The 19,317-nt window shown below is 74.3% G+C and carries 8 protein-coding genes; 3 read left to right on the forward strand and 5 right to left on the reverse strand.

All coding sequences use genetic code 11. The annotated features are described in order from the left end of the window. Nucleotides 1–157 precede the first annotated feature (157 nt). Entirely contained in the window at nucleotides 158–637 is a 480-nt protein-coding gene (locus ABZ573_RS28165; protein ID WP_151452399.1) for a cold shock domain-containing protein, read from the forward strand. Between the two features lie 45 nt (nucleotides 638–682). Here the strand turns inward: ABZ573_RS28165 and ABZ573_RS28170 are convergent, their stop codons facing one another. Beyond that, nucleotides 683–2,062, reverse strand: coding sequence for an AMP-binding protein (locus ABZ573_RS28170; protein WP_151452400.1), 1,380 nt, complete (start codon nucleotides 2,060–2,062; stop codon nucleotides 683–685). Nucleotides 2,063–3,456: 1,394 nt separating this feature from the next. Here ABZ573_RS28170 and ABZ573_RS28175 point away from each other — a divergent pair. Both ABZ573_RS28175 and ABZ573_RS28180 read left to right on the forward strand, forming a co-directional pair. After that, nucleotides 3,457–6,309 carry a LuxR family transcriptional regulator gene (locus ABZ573_RS28175; RefSeq protein ID WP_151452401.1) on the forward strand — a complete coding sequence of 951 codons (2,853 nt, stop codon included), beginning with the start codon at nucleotides 3,457–3,459 and terminating at the stop codon, nucleotides 6,307–6,309. 758 nt (nucleotides 6,310–7,067) lie between these two features. Further along, nucleotides 7,068–9,884, forward strand: coding sequence for an AAA family ATPase (locus ABZ573_RS28180; RefSeq protein WP_358122043.1), 2,817 nt, complete (start codon nucleotides 7,068–7,070; stop codon nucleotides 9,882–9,884). A gap of 67 nt (nucleotides 9,885–9,951) precedes the next feature. On the opposite strand, the gene ABZ573_RS28185 is transcribed toward ABZ573_RS28180, so the two are convergent. From ABZ573_RS28185 to ABZ573_RS28200, 4 genes are all read right to left on the reverse strand, one after another. Beyond that, nucleotides 9,952–11,358, reverse strand: a complete 1,407-nt coding sequence (locus ABZ573_RS28185) for a glycosyltransferase (RefSeq protein ID WP_327028055.1) — start codon at nucleotides 11,356–11,358, stop codon at nucleotides 9,952–9,954. A 483-nt stretch (nucleotides 11,359–11,841) separates the two neighbouring features. After that, the gene (locus tag ABZ573_RS28190; RefSeq protein WP_151452404.1) at nucleotides 11,842–12,681 is read right to left on the reverse strand and encodes an ABC transporter permease; all 840 of its coding nucleotides are present in this window, start codon (nucleotides 12,679–12,681) and stop codon (nucleotides 11,842–11,844) included. Continuing rightward, nucleotides 12,678–13,730 carry an ABC transporter ATP-binding protein gene (locus ABZ573_RS28195; RefSeq protein WP_327028054.1) on the reverse strand — a complete coding sequence of 351 codons (1,053 nt, stop codon included), beginning with the start codon at nucleotides 13,728–13,730 and terminating at the stop codon, nucleotides 12,678–12,680. The genes ABZ573_RS28190 and ABZ573_RS28195 overlap by 4 nt, the downstream gene beginning before the upstream one ends. Nucleotides 13,731–13,817: 87 nt before the next feature. Beyond that, nucleotides 13,818–19,295, reverse strand: coding sequence for a type I polyketide synthase (locus ABZ573_RS28200; protein ID WP_358122046.1), 5,478 nt, complete (start codon nucleotides 19,293–19,295; stop codon nucleotides 13,818–13,820). Nucleotides 19,296–19,317: the final 22 nt, after the last annotated feature.

Consider the following 19,317-nt stretch of genomic DNA (forward strand, 5'->3'; position numbering starts at 1 on the left):
CGCTGCGGCGAGCCGCGCCGCGCCGGCACCGACGGTACGGTGCACCATAGGGGTCGGGTACGGGTGCCGGGCCGCGCGGGCGGCTGCCAGTCTGGGGGCGGGCCCCGGTTCCATGGGCGGGGCACGCGGATTTTGGTCGGATGGATGCGGGAAAGCGATGCTCACTGGCAAGGTGGTGCGGTTCGACGAGGTGCGGGGCTACGGGTTCATCGCCCCGGACGACGGCAGCGACGACGTGTTCGTGCACGCGAACATGCTGGACGGCGACAAGTGGGCGCTGACGCCCGGTGTCCCGGTGGAGTACGAGGCGGTGGGGACCGACCGCGGCCCCAAGGCCGTGCTGGTGCGGGTGGTGGGCGCTGCCGTGGGCGCGGAGCGCAACGGGGCGGCCGGCACCGCGGCGCCCTCCCGGGCCGGCGTGGCGTTCACCGGCGGGCGCAGCAGGGACGGCGGGCCGGCCACGGGCGGTGCGGAGGACGACGAGGGCCTGTGCGACGTGCTCTCCGAGCGGGCCTTCTGCACGGAGACCACCGAGGCGCTGGTCACCTCCGTGTCGGACCTGACCGGGGCGCAGATCGTGGCGGTGCGTGCCCGGATGCTCGACCTGGCGCGACGGCACGGCTGGGTGGAGGGCTGACGGCGGGGCGGACGTCGGTGGACCGCCGCCCACGGCCCGGTCGGCTCAACCGGCGGCGATCAGCAGGGACTTCCTGATCCGGCCGAGCGCGCTGCGCGGCAGCTCGTCCACGAAGTGCACCCGCCGGGGCCGTTGACCCGCGGAGAGGTACCGGCCGACGTGGTCGATGAGCACCTGCGCGGTCAACCCCTCGGCGACGACGTACGCGGTGACCTGCTCGCCGAGCGCGTCGTGCGGCGTGCCGACGACGGCGGCCTCCCGGACGCCGGGATGACTCAGCAACGCCTCCTCGATCTGCCCGGCGTGCATTCGCCGGCCCCGGCAGTGCAGCACGTCGAGCCCGCGCCGACCGATGATCCGGTACGAGCCGTCGGCGGCCACGGTGGCCAGGTCGCCGGTGGCGTGCCAGTGACCGGCGGCATGGCCCCGCCCGCCCTCGACGTAGCCGCTGAACAGCGTCGGCCCGCAGATGCTCAACTCGCCGACCGACTCGCCGTCGGCCGGCACCGGTCGGGCCTCGCGGTCCAGCACCCGGGTCTCCACGCCGGGCAGGGGGGTGCCGACGGCACCGGCGACCGGGTGGTCGTCGGCCCGCCCGGTCAGCGCGATGAGCGTCTCGGTGGTGCCGTACGCCTGGACCGGCGTGTGCGAGGTGAGCAGCCGGAGGCGTTCGGCCACGGCGCAGGCCAGTGGGGCGTCTGCGGAGATCAGGATCCGCGCCGCCGACAGTGACCGGGCCCACCGGGCGTTCAGCGCGATCTTCGCCCACTGCTCGGGCAACCCCAGGTACATGGTGCCGACCGGTCCGGCGGCGGCGTTGCGGTCGAGGTGGACGAAGCGGCTGCCGACCCGCAACGCACCGAGCAGGCCGACGACCAGGCCGTACGCCCGGAACAGCGGCGCGCCCTGGACCACGACGTCCTCCTCGCTCCACCGCCACGCGTCGGCCAGCAGGTCGAGGTCGGCGGCGATGGCGCGACGCGAGATGCGTACCCCGCGCGATGGCCCGCCGGCGCCACCGGTGTAGAGGATGACCGCGTCGGTGCCCGGCGTCGGCTCGGGGTGCGGTGTCGAGGAGCGCTCCCGCAGGTCGACCGGGACGGTGGGCAGCCGGTGGGTGTCGGACCGGTTGCGGCCGAGGAGCACCGTCGCCCCGGACTGGCGCAGGATGCGGCCCCGTTCGCACTCGTCCGCGTCGGGGGGCAGTGGTACGAGCGGTACGCCCGCGTGGACGGCGCCGAGCATTCCCACCACCGTCTCCAGGGTCGGTGTGCCGTCGACGGCGACCGCGCCCGCGCCCCTGATCCGGTCGGCGACCGCGGTGACGCAGCCGAGCAGGGCCTCGCTGGAGAGCGTGCCGCCGGCCACCGTGACCGCATCGGCCCGGTCCGCGCCGAATCCCCGCAGCGCCGGCAGCAGTGTCATCTGCGCTATCCCCTGCGGAGGGCGGCAACGAGTCGCGGCAGCAGGTGGAACATCACGACGGCCACAGAACCCTTCAGGTCACGGGGCAGGGCCCCATATCCGACTATCCCGATGGTGGAAACGGGTGCCCCGAAATTAGGCCGGGCTATCGGCCCGGCACAACCCCTAGCTGCCCGGACCGGGTCCCCTGCGGGGGCGACAGGCCAGGTAGGACAGGATCTCGTCCGGTTTTCGACAGCGGCGGGCCGGACCGCCCTTTCCTGCGGCCGACACTATGGATGGACGGCCACTCGCCGACAGCGGCGGACATTGGAGTCGGCTTTTGACGGAAAATTGTCGATCAGCAGTAATGAGTCGCCGGGACATTGATGTCGGTTACACTTGTCCGACCGCATTCCGTCGGCCACGCAGCGACACCGGCGCCCGCCGGCAGACCCCTGGGCGCATAATTCTTTTTTAACAACATAATCGGTGAATTTCCCAAAGGTCCGAATCTGGTGGCGCATCGGCGGCGCGCGTCGAGTCCCGATCCCCGGGCGACCCGGCGGCCCGCAGTCGCACTTCGGGCAGGCGATGTCGCACGCCGCAACAATCGGGAACCTTTAACAATTGTCGAGCCGCCCGCCCGCACCCGGGAGCGGCTCGTCGCCGGTCCGGGCCGGCGGGCCGGCAGGCACCCCCGGCCCCCTTCCGACCGTCAGCGCTCCCACGCCGGGCCGCACCGCGACCATTGCCGCCGGACCGCCCGCCGGCCATGTTGACACTGAGTTGAGCTGCGCTTACCCGGGATGACGTCGAGGGTTTCCGGCCCACCCGGTGCGGAACCGCCGCCGACGGGAGGGCGGCTTCAGCCGCCGACGGTTCGACGACGGGAGCGCCGTCGCGGTGACCACCCGGACACGCACCGGACGCCTAGCACGCAAGAACGCGTCCGCCAATCGCCGAGTGGGCCGGAAAAGGCGCGCCCAATGGGCCACGGCGGCATGCTGTCACGTTACGGGATCACCCGGCGACTTTCCGCTGTCAACGTACGCACGAAGGCCCGCTCGGGCCGACGCGACACAGAACCGATGTTTGCCCATCCTTTACAAACCTCGGCTTGCCGCCCAATTGCCGAACTGCCATACTCCCACCATCACGGTGGTCGATAGGGGGAAGGCCGACCCGGAGAGGCTGGGGAATTATCACCGACGCTGGCGGGGGCGCGACCCGGAGTCGCCAGCCGGTCAAGTCGGTCGATGGTTCGCCGGCCATACTCGACGGTCGTCTATATTTGCTAATAATGGAATGGGTCAAGAATTGCCGGTCTCCGATTTCGTCGAGCTCCAGGGGCGCGCAGGGCGGGCGGCCCCTCCGGTGACCGCGGACCGCACGCTCCTCCGGGGGCCGCGTCGATGGAGCTGACCGAGCGGTCGTGCCTGCTCAGCATGCTGGAACGCCGGCTGACGGACCTGTCCCGCAGCGAGGCCTCCCCGACCAACCGGACCGTCGCCGTGCTGACCGGCCCGGTCGGCTCCGGCAAGACCACGCTGTTGCAGACCTTCGCCCGGCGGGCCTGCGACTCCGGGGCACGTGTCCTCGGCGCGAGTGCCTCCCGCGCCGAACGCTCCGTCCCGCTGGAGGTCGTCCGGCAGCTCGTGCGGGCGGCGCCGTTGAGTGGAGCCGGCAACCCCGACCTCTGGGCCCGCCTCGGGCGGCTGCTGGACGCGGGCGCCCTCACCTGGGCCGACGCCGAGGACACGGACCACGAGGACACCGCCCTGGCCACCGCCGCGATCGGTGGGGCCCTGCTGGAGATGACCGCGCAGGGGCCGCTGGTCATCGCGGTCGACGACATCCACCACGCCGACGTGCCGTCGCTGCGTTGCCTCGACTACGTGGCCCGACGGATCTCCGGGCTACCCGTGCTGATCATCCTGACGGAGGCGCCGCGCACCCGGCCGTGGCGGCCCGACGTGCACGCCGAGCTGCTGCAACCCGCGCGGCTGCAGCGCATCCGGCTCCCGCTGCTCACCGCCGAGGGGACGTTCCAACTACTCGCCCGGCGACTCGGCGTTCCGGTCGCCCGGACCATCGCCGAGGAGAGCCATCGGATCAGCGGCGGCAACCCGCTGCTGGTGCAGGCGCTCGCCGAGGACCAGGCGGCCGCGCCCCGGCCCGCCGACCGTCCCGTGGCCGGGGAGTCGTTCCGGGAGGCCGTGCTGAGCTGCCTGTACCGCTGCGACCAGCTGGTGCTCAACGCCGCCCGGGTGCTGGCCGTGACCGGCGAGCCGCTGCACGGCAACCTGCTGCCCCACCTCGTCGACGCACGGTCACGGGCCGCGCTCGGTGCCATCGACGACTCGACCAGCGCGGGACTGATCACCGAGCAGGGGCTGCGCCATCCGGCGGTGAGGCAGGCCGTCATCGACGGCATGACCGCCGAGGAACGCGCACGGCTGCATCTGGAGGCGGCCTGCCTACTGCACGACGACGGCGCGGACCCGGCTCGGATCGCGCCGCATCTGGTCGGGATCGACGAGCTGGCCGAGCCCTGGATGGCGCAGACCCTGCTCGACGCGGGCGAGCAGGCGTTGCGCGACGGCGAGATGGAGACCGCGCTGCGTTACCTGCGCCGCGCGCACCGGAGCTGCGCAGGCGAGTGCCTGCGGGCGCGGATCCGTTCCGCGCTGGCCCGCGCCGAGTGGCGTCTCGACCCGCAGGCCGCGATCCCCCACCTGGTCGGCGTCGTCAGCGCCATCCGCGCCGGGCACCTCGGCAGCCAGCAGGCCGCCGGCGCCATCCACTACCTGCTCTGGCACGGCGAGATCGACAAGGCCGTCGATCTCGTCAACCACCTGAGCGAACGGGCGGACAGCGTCGACCCGAGATCCGCCGCCGAACTGCTCGTCACCACGGGCTGGATGTCGACCCTCTACCCCGGCGTGATGGTCGACCGCCCCGCACCCGCCGTGGCCGCCCGGGACCCGCTCACTCTGGCCAAGGTCAAGCGCGGGATCGAGGGTGCCACCCTGCTGTCCGCCGTGCTCCACCGCGGTGACGCCAGCGCGGTCGAGCAGGCCGAGCGGGCGCTGTCGACCACCGGGCTGGACGACGAACCGAACATGTGGACCGCCGTCTGCGCACTCATCGCCATGATCTACGCCGACCGGCTGGACCTGGCCGGCGACTGGTGCGACCGGCTGGGCCGCAATCCCGCCACCCCGCGCTACCCCACCCCGTCGGCGACGCTCGCGGCCCTCCGGGCAGCCGTCGCCGGACGGCTCGGCGACCTGCCCCGAGCCGAGAAGCTGGCCGACGAGGCGCTCGGTCAGCTCTCGCAGAAGGGCTGGGGAGTGGTGATCGGGATACCGCTCGCCGTCCGGGTACGGGCCCTCACCTTCATGGACCAGCTCGACGCGGCGGCAGCCTCCCTCCAGGTCCCGGTTCCCCCGGCGATGTTCGAGACCCCGATCGGGCTGCACTACCTGCAGGCTCGCGGGATGCACGCCCTCGCCGCGGGAAGCCCGGAGGCCGCCCTGGCCGACTTCCAGCTCTGCGGGCAGCTGATGAATCGCTGGCGGCTGGACTTCTCAGGCCTCGTCCCGTGGCGGACCGAGTCGGCGCGGGCGTTGCTCCGGATGGGCCGCCGCCAGCAGGCCGGCAGGTTGGTCCGCGAAGAGCTGGCCCGGCTGCGGCCCGTGCACGTGCGGCACCGGGCCGCCGCCCTGCGGGTCCTGGCCGCCACGGAGGACGGGCCGGACCGGATCCCGCACCTGCGAAGCGCCGTCCGACTGCTGCGGCAGTGCGGTGACCGGATGGAGCTCGCGCACAACCTGGCCGACCTCGGTCAGGCCTACCAGCAGGTCGGCGACCGGCGGCAGGCCCGCGTCGCGGCGCGGTCGGCCCGGGTCCTCGCCGAGGAGTGCGGGATCCCGATGCTGCGGCCCGGCCTCTCCGCCAGGAGCGGCGGCGCCGAGGGCGCCGGCGCGACGGCCGTCGTCCGGGGACTGACCGACGCGGAGTGCAATGTGGCCACCCTGGCCGCCCAGGGCCACACCAACCGCGAGATCGCCGAAAAGCTCTTCCTGACCGTCAGCGCCATCGAGCAGCGGCTGACCCGGATCTACCGGAAGCTGGACGTCAACTCGCGCAGCGAGCTGGCCGCCCGGCTGCGCATGAACCGACCCGGCGCGACGGTCCTGGACCCACCGCCGCGAGGCAGGGACGACCCGGGCCACCGGCCCGCGGGGCCCCGGCCGCGCTGACCTTCGCGGCCGACCGCCGCTCCTGCACCGCCGACCGTCCCGGCCGCAGCTCACCGCCGGCCGTGGCCTCCTGGGCCTGTCCACGGACCGGTTCGACCTGCCGTCGCGCGAGGTCCGCACGACCACGTCGAGCGGCACCCGCGGCCACCTTCGGCGTGGACCGTCGCCGGCCGTCCGCCGCCGTTCGCTCCGGCTTCCGCCGCCCGCCATCGTTCGCCGCCGTCCGCTCCGGCTCGCGCCGGTCGTCGGAGGTCGTTGGGGGTCGACTGTGGAGGATGGGCTCGGGCCGCCACCTGCGCCGACCGTCGCCGGGTGTCCACACCCCAGCACTGAGCGTGCTATCGGGCGTGCGTGGCGAAGCCCGATGTGACACCATCAAGCCGCACACCCGACACCAGCCCCTCACCGTGTCGCCATCTCCCCCGCCGGGTCGAGTCCGACACCCCTTCATGGCACTTCGCGCAACCCCTAAATGCGTTTCAGGGCCGCAGGTTTGTGCGCGAAACGATGGGGTCTCGCGCCCGTTGTCGCACACCCACGCCGGTGCCAGACTCCCCTGAGCACCCGGACCGTACGGCGAGAACCCCGGTCCGGCGAAAGATTTCCAGGTCCACCCGGCACGGCGGCCCGGTGCGCTCCACCCCTACCCGGAAGACGCGGGTGGAGGGGCGGCTGTCCGGCAAGGGGGAGGCGGCGTCGGCAACACCGGGGTTCCCGGTCCCGCGCCGCGTAGGAGAAGGGCTGACACGTTGGTGTTGGTGCAGCAAGAGGAGCAGACGACCCGTCTCCGGCACGCGTTCCGGGCTTGTGAGGACCAGCAGCGCGGACACGTCGCGCTGGTCACCGGCGCCGTGGGCAGCGGCAAGACGAGCCTGCTGGAGTCGTTCAGCGAGTGGGCGGCGGGCACCGGCGGGCAGGTGCTGAGCGCCGCCGGCTCCCGGGCCGAGCGCGGGCTCCACCTGGGAGTGGTCGGGCAGCTGTTCCACAGTGCACGGCTCACGCCGGAGGCCGCGGCCCGGGTCGAGAAGCTGATGCGGGACGCCACCTTCGCCGTACCGCTGCCCGAGCCCGGCGCTGAGGCGGCCGACGGTGACCGGGCCTGGGCCCCCCTGCTGCACGGTCTCTTCGCCGCCCTGCTCGACCTGACCGCCGCCGGCCCCCTGGTCCTCGCCGTCGACGACGTGCACCACGCGGACCCGGCCTCGCTGCACTGCCTGCTCTACGTGACCCGCCGGCTGCGCCACGCCCGGATCATGGTCGTGCTCGCGGAGGCCTCGACGCTGCGCCCGCCGCACCCGCTGTTCCGCGCCGAGCTGCTCAGCCAGCCGCACTTCTCCCGGATCGGCCTGCCGCCGCTGACCGTGGACGCCGTCGCCCGGCTGGTCGGCGGCGAGGCCGACAACGCCGACGCCCGACGGACGGCGGAACGCTGCGTCCGCATGACCGGCGGCAATCCGCTGCTCACCCGGGCGCTGCTCGAGGAACGGGCCAGCGCGGAGACGAACGACGAGTACGGTCCGCCGGTCGGCGACGCGTTCGACCAGGCGGTGCTCGGTTGCCTCTACCGGCACGAGCCGGGCGTGCGCCGGGTGGCGCAGGCGCTGGCGGTGCTCAACCGGCCCGCGACGACCGACCTGCTCGGCCACCTCCTCGACGTGGTGCCCGAGTCGACGGCCCCGGCGGTACGGGTGCTGCGCACCTCGGGCCTGATGGAGGGCGACCAGCTGCGCCACCCGCGCATCCTGCGGTCGATCCTGGGCGACATGTCGGCCGACGAACGGCGGAGCCTGCACCAGCGTGCCGCCGAGGTGCTGCACGACCACGGCGCCGAGCCGAGCGTGGTCGCCGAGCACCTGGTGGCCGCCGGCTCGGCGAGCGCGCCCTGGGTGGTGCCGGTGCTCCAGGACGCCGCCGGCCACGCGCTGGCGTCGGGCCGGCCCGACGTGGCCGCCGCGTGCCTGCGCCTGGTCTCCCGCGCCCCGGTGGACGCGCAGCAGCGGACCGCCACCACCGAGATGCTGGTGAACGCCCGCTGGCAGATCAACCCGTTGACCGTGAACGGGCAGCTGACCGAGCTGGTGGAGACGGCGCGGGCCGCCGGTTGGTCCACCGACGCGGGCCTGTCCGCCGTGCCCTACCTGCTCTGGCAGGGCCGGGTGGACGAGGCCACCGAGGCGGTCAGCGCCTTCCCGACGGACGAGGAGCACGGCTCGGCCGGCACGGCCGGTCGCCTGCGGATGATGCAGCTGCTGGTCTCCCTCTCCCACCCGGAGCACCTGGCCACCGTGCGGGAGACCCCGAGCACCTGGAGCCGGGCGGCGAGCGCGCCGACCACGATCAGCCCGCTGCTCCAGGCGGTCACGGTGCTCGGCACCGCGCTGACGCCGGCCGCGGACAACGACACCGTGGCAACCGCCGAGCAGCTTCTCCAGCGCCACCACACGGACGACGGCGCGCTGGGTCTGCTGACCGCTCCCCTGCTGGCGCTGCTCTGGGCGGGTCGGTCCGACCGGGCCACGGTCTGGGGGGACGTGCTGCTCGGCCGGCCGGTGACCCAGCACGCCCCGGTGTGGCGGGCCGTCATCCGGGCGGTCCGGGCGGAGGCGGCGTTGCGCGTCGGCGACCTGCCCGGCGCGGAGCACCACGCGCGGGCGGCCCTGGAGGACATGCCCGCCCCGGCCTGGGGGGTGGCCATCGCCGGTCCCCTGGCCACGTTGGTCGCCTGCGCGACCGAGTCGGGCCGGTTCTCCGAGGCCGAACGGTGGCTCGCCCACCCCGTCCCGCCCGGCATGTTCCGCACCCCGCTGGGCCTGCACTACCTGGCCGCCCGGGCCCGGCACCACCTGGCCGTACGCCGGCCGCACGCCGCCACCACCGACCTGCGCCGGTGCGGCGAGCTGATGCGCGCCTGGGGCATCGACGCGGCCGGGCTGGTGCCGTGGCGGCTGGAGCTGGCCCGGGTGCAGCTCAGCGTCGGCAACAAGACGCAGGCCACGCAGCTTCTCCAGGAGCAGCTGCGGGTGCCGCACGGGGTCGACGACCGCACCCGGGGCCGGACGCTCCGGCTGCTCGCCACCACCGCCGCCCAGGACCACCGGCGCAAGCTGCTCTCCGAAGCGGTCAACCTGCTCCAGTCCAGCGGCGACCGGCTGGAACTCGTCCGGGCCCTCGGCGACACCGGCCAGACGCTCCAACGTGCCGGGGACTCCGCCCGCGCCCGACTGCTCGTCCGCCGGGCCTACCAGCTCGCCCAGGACTGCGGCGCATCGGTGCTGGCCCAGCGGCTGATCCGCCGGGAGCCGGGCAGCGGGCTGCCGGCGTACCCGGCCGCCGCCGAGTTGCAGGAGCCGGACGACGGGCTGAGCGACGCCGAGCGCCGGGTCGCCGCGCTGGCCGCCCAGGGGCACACCAACCGGCAGATCTCCAGCAAGCTCTTCATCACCGTGAGCACGGTGGAGCAGCACCTGACCCGGGTCTACCGCAAGCTCGACGTCAAGCGGCGCACGGACCTGCCGTCCCGGCTCGTCGCGTACGCGGAGGCGCTGGCCGACGAGACCCAGGGCGCCGCGTCCTGACGGGCGTCGCAGGGGCACGGTGGGGGTGTCCCACCGCGCCCCTGCGACGCGTACGGCGACCGGAAGGTCAGCCGACGGCCAGCCCGACGGTACGACGGGCCGCCGCCTCGTCGCGGTGTTCCAGCACGAGGTCGGCGGCGGCGGTGACCCCGCCGGCCTGCCGCATCCGCCGGCTCCACAGCTGCGCCCGCGCCCGGAACGTCTCCTCGCCCAGCAGCCGCGCGAGCTTGGCGAGGACGTCCTCGACGTTCGGCGAGTCGGCGCGCTCGACGGCCAGGGCCACCCCGCTGTCGACCGCGCGTACCGCCCCGTCGGGGCAGTCCAGCCAGAACGGCATCACCAGCTGCGGCACGGCGAAGTGGACCGCCTCGTGGATGGCGTTGGCGGCGCCGTGGTTGAAGAAGACCCGCACGTGCGGGTGGGCCAGCACCCGGTGCTGCGACGGCACCCACGCCTCCACCCGCAGGTTGCCCGGCAGCCGCTGCGCCGGCGGGAGGAGGTGCTGCTGGCGCGCGGGCACCTTCCACAGCACGGCGTGCTCGGGCCCGAGCCGGTCGGCGATCTCGACGATCGCGTCCACCTGGCCGCGCGACAGACGCATGATGGTGCCGAAGCCGACGTAGACCACCGAGGGGTGCGCGTCGAGCCATCGGGTCAGCTCGTCGTCGCCGTCGGCCGGCGGCAGTTCCCGGGGCACGACGGGACCGAGCATCCGCAGCTTCTCCGGGGCGGTCGCGAACGGGTACTCGAAGCCGAAGACCGTGTACGCCATGAGCGCCTCGGCGGCCTCGACGTAGCCGGCCGGGCGCATCTCCGGGTTGTGGATGCCGGCCGCCTTCCGGGCGGCCACGGCCGCGAGGCTGCGCCGCAGCCGCTCCGGCTCCATCAGTGCCCGCACCAGCCGGTTGCGGAAGCCGACGTTGGCCGCCTGCTGCCGGGGCGTCATCCGCTCCGGCAGCCCCGAGAACGGGGCGGGGTAGCGCGTCGGCAGCTGCTCCTGGAAGAAGTTGGACGGCGGCAGCGAGATGCTGACCACGTAGGGCAGCTGCCGGGTCTGCGCCGCGTCCATCGCCCAGCTGGCGAGGCTGTCGATCACGGCCACCACCGGCCCGACCTCGTCGATGACCTGGAGGCAGCGCCGGTGGAGCTGCCGCACGTGGTCGTAGTCGGTGCTGACGTCGAGGTACCGGGCGAAGCTGGTCGCCCGGTCGCCGGTGGTCAGCAGCCGGTACGTCGCGTCGTCCCAGGTGTCCGGTGACGACTGCGGCCGGGCCGGGCCGAGCGAGACGAACGAGACCTCGCCCGGCCCGCGCAGTCCCTCGACGTCCCCCCGGCGATCCTCGGTCGATGCGAACCAGACGTTCCCGACGCCCCGGGCCTTCAACTCGCCCACGATGCTGAGCAGCGGGTTGAACATCCCCGCGCTGTTGTAGGCGACGACGAGTACCGCCCGGCCACGGTCGTTTCCGGTCATGTCCACAGTCCGTCACTCCTTCCCGCCTGTGCGGCGACCCGCGCCGTCCGACCCTTGGAGTACGCCGCACCGGTGGCTGTTCGTGGAGCCGTTCGGTCTGCGGCCGGGCCGGCACCGACGTTCGTCGGTGTGGCGACGTTCGGCGGAGCCCGGATGGGATGGTTGCCACTCCAAGACAGCCGAAAGGGTGAACTGCCGCCGTCCGTACAGCCTGCCACGGCTGACCTGGCGACGCCCAGCGGAGAGGTGAATTGTTTTCTCCATCCTCCCCGATGGAGTGACCTGATCTGCATTTGCGCTGGTAAATGGCGTGTATTCGGGTGACTACGGAATGGGGCGACCGGGACGCCCCGTCCCGGCCGGCTGGGTTCGACTCGCGCGATCCGGCGGGCGGGACGGGCCGAGGTGTCACCGGCGACACCGACGCCGATGGCCCGGGCCGCAGGAGCGGCTCGGGCCATCGGCGGTTCGGATCCTGTCGAGCTAGTCCATGGCGCGGCGCATGAAGCCACGCATGCCGATCATCGAGAACACCACGAAGACCCCGGCGAGGACGCACATGCACAGCCAGAGCGGCAGCGACTCGACCCCCGGCGGACCGACGAGCGACCGGGTCCCCTCGCTGATGTAGGTGAGCGGGTTCAGCGAGCAGATCACCTGGTACCAGCGCAGCGAGTCCAGGCCGAGCAGCGGGAACTGGGTCGCGCCGGTGAACATGATCGGGGTCATCACCACGGTGAACATGATCTGGATGTGCTGCGTCGGCACCAGCGTGCCGAAGGCGAGGCCGACCGCCGCGCCGACCAGCGCGCCGATCGCCAACACCCCGATCACCTTGAGCACGACAGCCCAGGGCCAGGTGACACCGAGCATGAGCATGCCGACCGGGATCAGCACCACGCCGGCGATCAGGCCGCGGATGCCGCCGAAGACGATCTTCTCCAGGGCCACCAGCGGGATCGCCATGGGCGACAGGAGGCGGTCCTCGATCTCCCGGGTGAAGGAGAAGTCCATCATCATCGGCAGCGCGGTGTTCTCCAGCCCGATCAGGAAGGCGTTCAGCGCGATGACGCCGGGCAGCAGCACGTTGGAGAAGTCGTCGCTGGCGTAGCCCAGGTCGCTGAGCACCTTGCCGAAGATCAGCAGCATGAACAGCGGCTGGATGAAGACCTGGAGCAGGAAGCCGACCAGCTCCCGGCCGGTGACGAACAGGTCCCGCGAGAGCACCGCGCGGAACGTGGCGAACTGGTCCAGCGCGCTCACCGGCGGCGGCGCCGCGGCCGTCGAGGGCGCGGACGGGGGGGCGGGGGCGGCGACGCTCACCGAAGTTCCCTTCCGGTCAGGTGGATGAAGACATCTTCCAGGCTGGGCTGGCCGATGTTCAGGTCACGAACCTCGCAGCCCAGGTCGGCGAGGATCTTCATCGCCATCGGGATGGCGTTGGCCGGCTGGCCGCTGGTGTAGACCCGGAAGGAGAGCGGGGCGTCCGGGTCGACGGGCGCGTCGGGGGCCGGCGCGGGCACCGGCATCGCCGGCATGCCGGGGAACGCCGGCGCGGCGACGGGCGCCGGGGCGGCCACCTTGAAGTGTTCCACCTGCTCCACGTCCGGGATCGCGTCGAGCGCGGCCCGCACCTCCTCGGCGGGGGCGCCGGGGGTCACCACGAGGGTCAGGGTGCTGCTGCCCGGCAGCGTACGGGTCAGCGCGGACGGGGTGTCCATGGTGAGCAGCTTGCCGTGGTCGACGATGCCGACGCGGTCGCAGAGCTTCTCCGCCTCGTCCATGTCGTGCGTGGTGACCACCACGGTCACTCCGGCCCGCTTCAGCTCGGCGATCCGGTCGTGCACGAAGAGCCGGGACTGCGGGTCGAGGCCCGCGGACGGCTCGTCGAGGAAGAGCACCCGGGGCGAGTGCATCAGCGCGCGGGCGATCATCGTGCGCTGGGCGAGGCCGCCGGACAGGAAGTCGGTGCGGTGGTTCGCGAAGTCCTTGAGCCCCATCTGGTCCAGCAGCTCGTCCGCCCGCCGGATGCGCTCCGCCCGGGGCACGCGGTGGTACGCCGCGTGGAACAGCAGGTTCTGCCGGACGGTCAGCGCCCGGTCCAGGTTCACCCGCTGCGGTACGACCGCCAGCAACTGCCGCGCGACAGCGGGCGCGCCGATCACGTCCGCGCCGCACACCCGGGCCCGGCCCGAGGTGGCCCGCACCCGAGTGGTCAGCACCCCGATCGTCGTCGTCTTGCCCGCCCCGTTCGGCCCGAGCAGGCCGAAGACCTCACCGGCGGCGACGGAGAAACTCAGCCCGTCCACCGCCGGTGGCATGTTGGGCTGGTACCGCTTGACCAGCTCCGTGACCACCACTGCCTCGTCCACGTCGTCATGCTCCGTCCTGCAACGTCGGTTCGATAGATGTGTGTACGCCGATAGGGGGCGCTAGGGGCACGCCAGGGGCGGGAACGGTCACAGGCCCCGCGCGGCCAGCCACCGCTGGAGCGTGCCGGCGAGTTCCGGCCCCCGGTCGGCGACCATGCTGAAGTGGTCACCGGCCGCGTCCGCCACCTCGTGCGGGTAGGGCCAGCGGGACCGCCAGCCGCCCTCCTCGCCCGTCCACTCCCCCAACGGCTCGCTGGCCCGGACCAGCAGGGTCGGCGCCGCCATCTCGGACGGCTGCCAGTCCAGGAACAGGGGCAGGTAGCCGGCCCAAGCGGTCGTCCGCCAGTCGTCCATCGGCGTGTACGCGGTCTCCCGGTCGATCATCCCGTCGAGCAGCTGCGGCACCCACCCGCCGAGCACCTCGCTGTTCGCCGGGTAGGTGTCCATCAGCACCACCGCGTCGGGCGAGCGGCCCTGGCGTTCCAGCTCGCCGGCGAGCAGGTTGGCCACCATCGCGCCACCCGAGTGACCGGCCAGCACGAACGGGCCGGCGCCGACGGCGCGCAGCACCGTGTCGGCGTGCACCCGCAGCAGGGCGTCGAGGTCGGCGGGCAGCTCCTCGCCCACGCCGAACCCGGGGTTGGGCAGGGCCCAGACGTTGCGCACCCCCCGGAAGCCGGCGGCGAGCCGGGCGTACTCGTGTGCGCCGGAGAGCAGGGACATGGTGCAGCAGCACACCAGCTGCGCCGCGGCGCTGCCCTCGGCCAGCCGCAGGATGCCGGCCGGGCGGGTGAGCTGCGCCGGCTCGCTGAAGCTGGGCCGGAACTGCGCGAGCTTGACCAGGAGCTCGGCGTACCCGGCGGGATCCTCGCGCGCCTTCGGCTGGTTGAACAGCCCGCCGAGCAGTCCGCCGCCGGAACTCTCCGCAGCGGGTCCCCCGGCGTCGTCCGCGCCGTCCCCGGCCGCGTCCGCGCCGCCGAGCTGACCGAGCAGGTGGCGGGCGAGCGCCGTAGGGGTCGGATGGTCGAAGAGCAGGGTGGCCGACAGCTCCGCCCCGGTCTCCTGGCACAGCGCGTCGCGCAGCTCCAGTGCGGTCAGCGAGTCGAAGCCGAGCTCCAGGAAGTCCCGGTCGGCCTCGACCGCCCCGGGCGAAGCGTGCCCGAGCACCGTGGCCACGCGCGCGCGGACCAGATCCAGCAGGATCCCGTGCCGATCGCCGGCCGGGGTGCCGGCCAGCCGGTCCCGGAAGGCCCGGGCCGGATCGGTCACCTCGCCACCGGGGCCGGCGTCCCGGTCCGCGGCTGCCGCCGCCTCGGGCACGCCGCGCAGCAGCGGTGCGGGCCGTACGGCGGTGAAGGCCGGCACGAACGCCGGCCAGTCGAGGTCGGCGACCGCGAGCTGGTCGTCGCCGCGGCCCACGGCCTGCTGCAACGCGGACACGGCCAGTTCGGCGGGGAGCGGACGGACCCCCCGGCGGCGCAGCTGTGCCGGGTCGGTGACCTCGTCGGCCCAGGGCACCCACGCGACGACGGTGGCCGGGCGGCCGGCGGCGCGCCGGCCGGCGGCCAGCGCCTCCAGCCCGGCGCCGGCGGCGGCGGCGACTGCCGCTCCCCCGCTGCCCCAGACGGCGGCCGTGGAGGTGAAGACCACGAACTCGTCGATCGGTCGGCCGGCGCAGGCCCGGTCGAGCAGCTCCACCCCGGCGGTACGGGCGGCCACGGCGTCGGCCAGGTCGCGCGGGTCCAGCGCCGCGACCGGTTCGCCGGCCCCGTCGGAGTCGGCGACGTGCAGGACGGTGCGGACCACGGTCCCGGCGTCGGCCAGCCGGTCCAGCGCCTCGGGCAGCCCGTCGAGATCGTCGACGACGGTGACCGCGACGTCCCGGCCGATCGTCCCGGCGGGCGCCCCGGGACCGGCGAGGACGAGATGGGTGGCGCCACGGTCGGCGAGCCACCGCAGCAGGTGCGGGGTGCGCACCGCCGCGGCCCCGTGCACCAGGACCGCACCCCGGGGCCGCCAGTCCGCGTCGGCGGCGGTGCCGGCCGGGGCGCGCGACAGCCGCCGCGCGTACACCCCGCCGGAACGCACCGCCAGCTGGTCCTCGTCGCCGCCGGCCGCGACGAGCCGGGCGAGCGCGGCGAGCGCGGCGTCGTCCGGCTCCGCGGGCAGGTCGACCAGCCCGCCCCAGAGGCGCGGCTGTTCCAACGCCAGCACCCGACCCAGGCCCCAGAGGTACGCGCCGGCGACGCCGGGCGCGGCATCGTCGGCGTCGACGGCCACCGCGCCCCGGGTCACGGTCCACACCGGCGCGCTGCCCCCGGCGCCGGCGAGGGCCCGGACGAGCGCGGCCGTCCCGGCCAGCGCGACCGTCCCCGTGGCCCCCGCCGCCAGCAGCGAGACCACGACCGACGGGATGCCCCCGGTGTGCTCGACGGCCCGGGCGATCTCGTCCGGGTCGTCGCCCACGGTCACGAGCACCGGGTCCAGTCCCTCGGCGCGCAGTGCGGCCAGCACGCCCGTGGCGTCGGTCCGCGTCCCGGCCACCACCAGGCATCCGCCGGTCGTCGCGGTGCCGGAGGGCGCGGCGACGCGGACCCAGTCGGCGCGGTACCGCAGGCCGTCCAGGGCGGAGCCGCGGCGCCGCCGGTCCCGGTAGGACGCCAGGGCGGGCAGCAGTTCGGCGAGCGCCTCCTGCCGGTCGGCGTCCAGGCCGAGCGCGGCGGCCAGCGCGGCCGGCCGGTCCTGGGTCACGGCGGCCCAGAACTCCTCGTCGTCGCTCGGCGCGGCGGGCTGACGGAGGTCGACGGCGGGCGGATCCGGCCAGTACCGCTCGTGGTGGAAGGCGTAGGTGGGCAGCTCGACGCGCGTGGCGTCGCTGCCGGCGAAGAGGGCCGGCCAGTCCACCCCGGCGCCGCGCAGGTCGACGGCGGCGAGCGCGGCGAGCAGGCTGGCCGGCTCGGGCTGGTCCCGGCGGCCGAGCGGCACGAAGGCCGCCGGCTCGACGTCGGGCAGGCACTCGCGGGCCAGCGCGGTCAGGGCGCCGTCGGGGCCGAGCTCCAGGAAGGTCCCCACGCCGGCGGCGGCCAGGGTGGCGACGCCCTCGTGGAAGCGGACGGTGTCCCGGACGTGGTCGACCCAGTAGCCCGGGTCGGTGGCCTGGGCGGCGGTGAGCGGCTCGCCGGTGCGGTCGGAGACGACCGGCAGCGTCGGCGGATGCCAGGTGACCTTCTCCGCGACGACCCGGAAGTCGGCCAGCATGCCGTCCATCCGGGCCGAGTGGAAGGCGTGGCTGACCCGCAGCCGGCGGGACCGCCGGCCCTCGGCGGCCAGCCGCGCACCGGCTGCGAGCACGGCCTCCTCGTCGCCGGAGAGCACCACCGACCGGGGGCCGTTCACGGCGGCCAGCGACACCCGCTCGTCGAGCAGCGGCGTCACGTCGGCCTCCGACGCCCGCACCGCCAGCATCGCCCCGCCGGGCGGCAGCTGCTGCATCAGCCGACCCCGGGCGACCACCAGGGCCGCGGCGTCGGCCAGCGACAGCACGCCGGCGACGTGCGCCGCGGCCAGCTCGCCGACCGAGTGGCCGAGCAGGTGCTGCGGGCGCAGCCCCCACGCCGTGACCAGCCGGTAGGCGGCGACCTCGTAGGCGAACAGTGCCGGCTGGGTGAACTCGGTACGGTCCAGCAGCGCCGCCTCGGGCGAGTCGGGATCGGCGAAGACCACCTCCCGCAGCGGCCGGCTCAGGTGCCGGTCCAGTTCCCCGGCGACCTCGTCGAAGGCGGCGGCGAACACCGGGAACCGGCGGCACAGCTCGGCGCCCATGCCCAGGCGCTGGGCGCCCTGGCCGGTGAAGAGGAAGGCGACCTTGCCGGCCGGGCGGGCCACGCCGCGTACCACGCCGGACGTGTTGCGCTCCTCGGCGACCGCCCGCAGGCCGGCCAGCAGCGCGTCGCGGTCCTCGCCGATCACCGCTGCCCGGTGCGGCAGGGCCGCGCGGGTGGTGACCAGCGAGTACGCCACGTCGGCCGGGGCCAGGTCGGGGTGGTCGGCCAGGTGGTCCAGCAGCCGCCGGGCCTGCCCGGCCAGGGCCGGCGCGGAGCGGGCGGAGACGATCCAGGGGGTCGGCGGGGCGGGCGTACCGGCCGGCCGGGCGTCGTCGGTGTCCGCTTCGGCGGCCTGCTCGATGATGACGTGCGCGTTGGTGCCGCTGATCCCGAACGCGGAGACCCCGGCCCGGCGCGGCTGCCCGGTCTCCGGCCAGGGCTTCGCCCCGGTCAGCAGGGACACCGCCCCCGCCGACCAGTCGACGTGCGGGGTGGGCTCGTCCACGTGCAGGGTGGGCGGCAGCACCCCGTGCCGCATCGCCAGGACCATCTTCATCACCCCGGCCACACCGGCGGCGGCCTGGGTGTGCCCGATGTTCGACTTCACCGACCCCAGCCACAACGGCCGGTCGGCGCGGCGGTCCTTCCCGTACGTGGCCAGCAACGCCTGCGCCTCGATGGGGTCGCCGAGCGTCGTGCCGGTGCCGTGCGCCTCGACGACGTCCACCTGGTCGGCGGTCAGCCCCGCGTTGGTCAGGGCCTGCCGGATCACCCGCCGCTGGGACGGGCCGTTCGGGGCGGTCAGCCCGCTGCTCGCCCCGTCCTGGTTGACCGCGCTGCCGCGCACCACGGCGAGGACCGGGTGGCCGTTGCGGCGGGCGTCGGAGAGCCGCTCGACCAGCAGCATGCCGGCCCCCTCGGACCAGCCGGTGCCGTCGGCGGCGGCGGCGAACGACTTGCACCGGCCGTCGGTGGACAGGCCGCGCTGGCGGGAGAACTCCACGAAGACGGTCGGGGTGGCCATCACCGACACGCCGCCGACCAGCGCCATGGTGCACTCGCCCAGCCGCAGCGCCTGGCAGGCGAGGTGCAGCGCGACCAGGGACGAACTGCAGGCGGTGTCCACGGTGACCGCCGGCCCCTCCAGTCCCAGGGCGTACGAGATCCGGCCGCTGGCCACGGCGGCGGCGCTACCGGTGCCGAGGTAGCCCTCGACGCCGCCGCTGACCCCGGTGAGCAGCGCGGCGTAGTCGCCCTGGCTGCTGGTCGCCGCGTACACGCCGGTGGGTGCGCCGCGCAGCGTGGTCGGGTCGATGCCGGCCCGCTCGAACGCCTCCCAGGCGGTCTCCAGCAGCAGCCGCTGCTGCGGGTCCATCGCGAGGGCCTCGCGGGGACTGATGCCGAAGAAGGCGGGGTCGAAGTTCCCGGCGGAGTAGAGGAACCCGCCCTCCCGCACGTACGACGTGCCCCGGCTGTCCGGGTCGGGATCGGGGTCGTAGAGCGCCCCCAGGTCCCAGCCCCGGTCGTCGGGGAACGCCGACATCGCGTCGGTGCCGTCGGCCACCAGGTCCCACAACTGCTCCGGCGACCCGACGCCGCCGGGGAACCGGCAGCTCATGCCGATGATCGCCACCGGCTCGCTGAGCGCGGCGGTGAGCTGCTGGTTCTGCTGCTTGAGCTTCTGGTTGTCGAGCAGGGACGCGCGCAGCGCGCCGACGACCTCGTCCAGTGAAACACTCATCGGGGGCTCCTCAGGGCCGGCC

Source organism: Micromonospora sp. NPDC007220 (genome assembly GCF_040634035.1).
Classification (GTDB): domain Bacteria; phylum Actinomycetota; class Actinomycetes; order Mycobacteriales; family Micromonosporaceae; genus Micromonospora; species Micromonospora reichwaldensis.

Coding starts and splice junctions, on each gene's coding strand:
- ABZ573_RS28165 (WP_151452399.1), top strand. CDS start 158: ATGCTCACTGGCAAGGTGGTGCGGTTCGACGAGGTGCGGGGCTACGGG.
- ABZ573_RS28170 (WP_151452400.1), bottom strand. CDS start 2,062: ATGACACTGCTGCCGGCGCTGCGGGGATTCGGCGCGGACCGGGCCGAT.
- ABZ573_RS28175 (WP_151452401.1), top strand. CDS start 3,457: ATGGAGCTGACCGAGCGGTCGTGCCTGCTCAGCATGCTGGAACGCCGG.
- ABZ573_RS28185 (WP_327028055.1), bottom strand. CDS start 11,358: ATGACCGGAAACGACCGTGGCCGGGCGGTACTCGTCGTCGCCTACAAC.
- ABZ573_RS28200 (WP_358122046.1), bottom strand. CDS start 19,295: ATGAGTGTTTCACTGGACGAGGTCGTCGGCGCGCTGCGCGCGTCCCTG.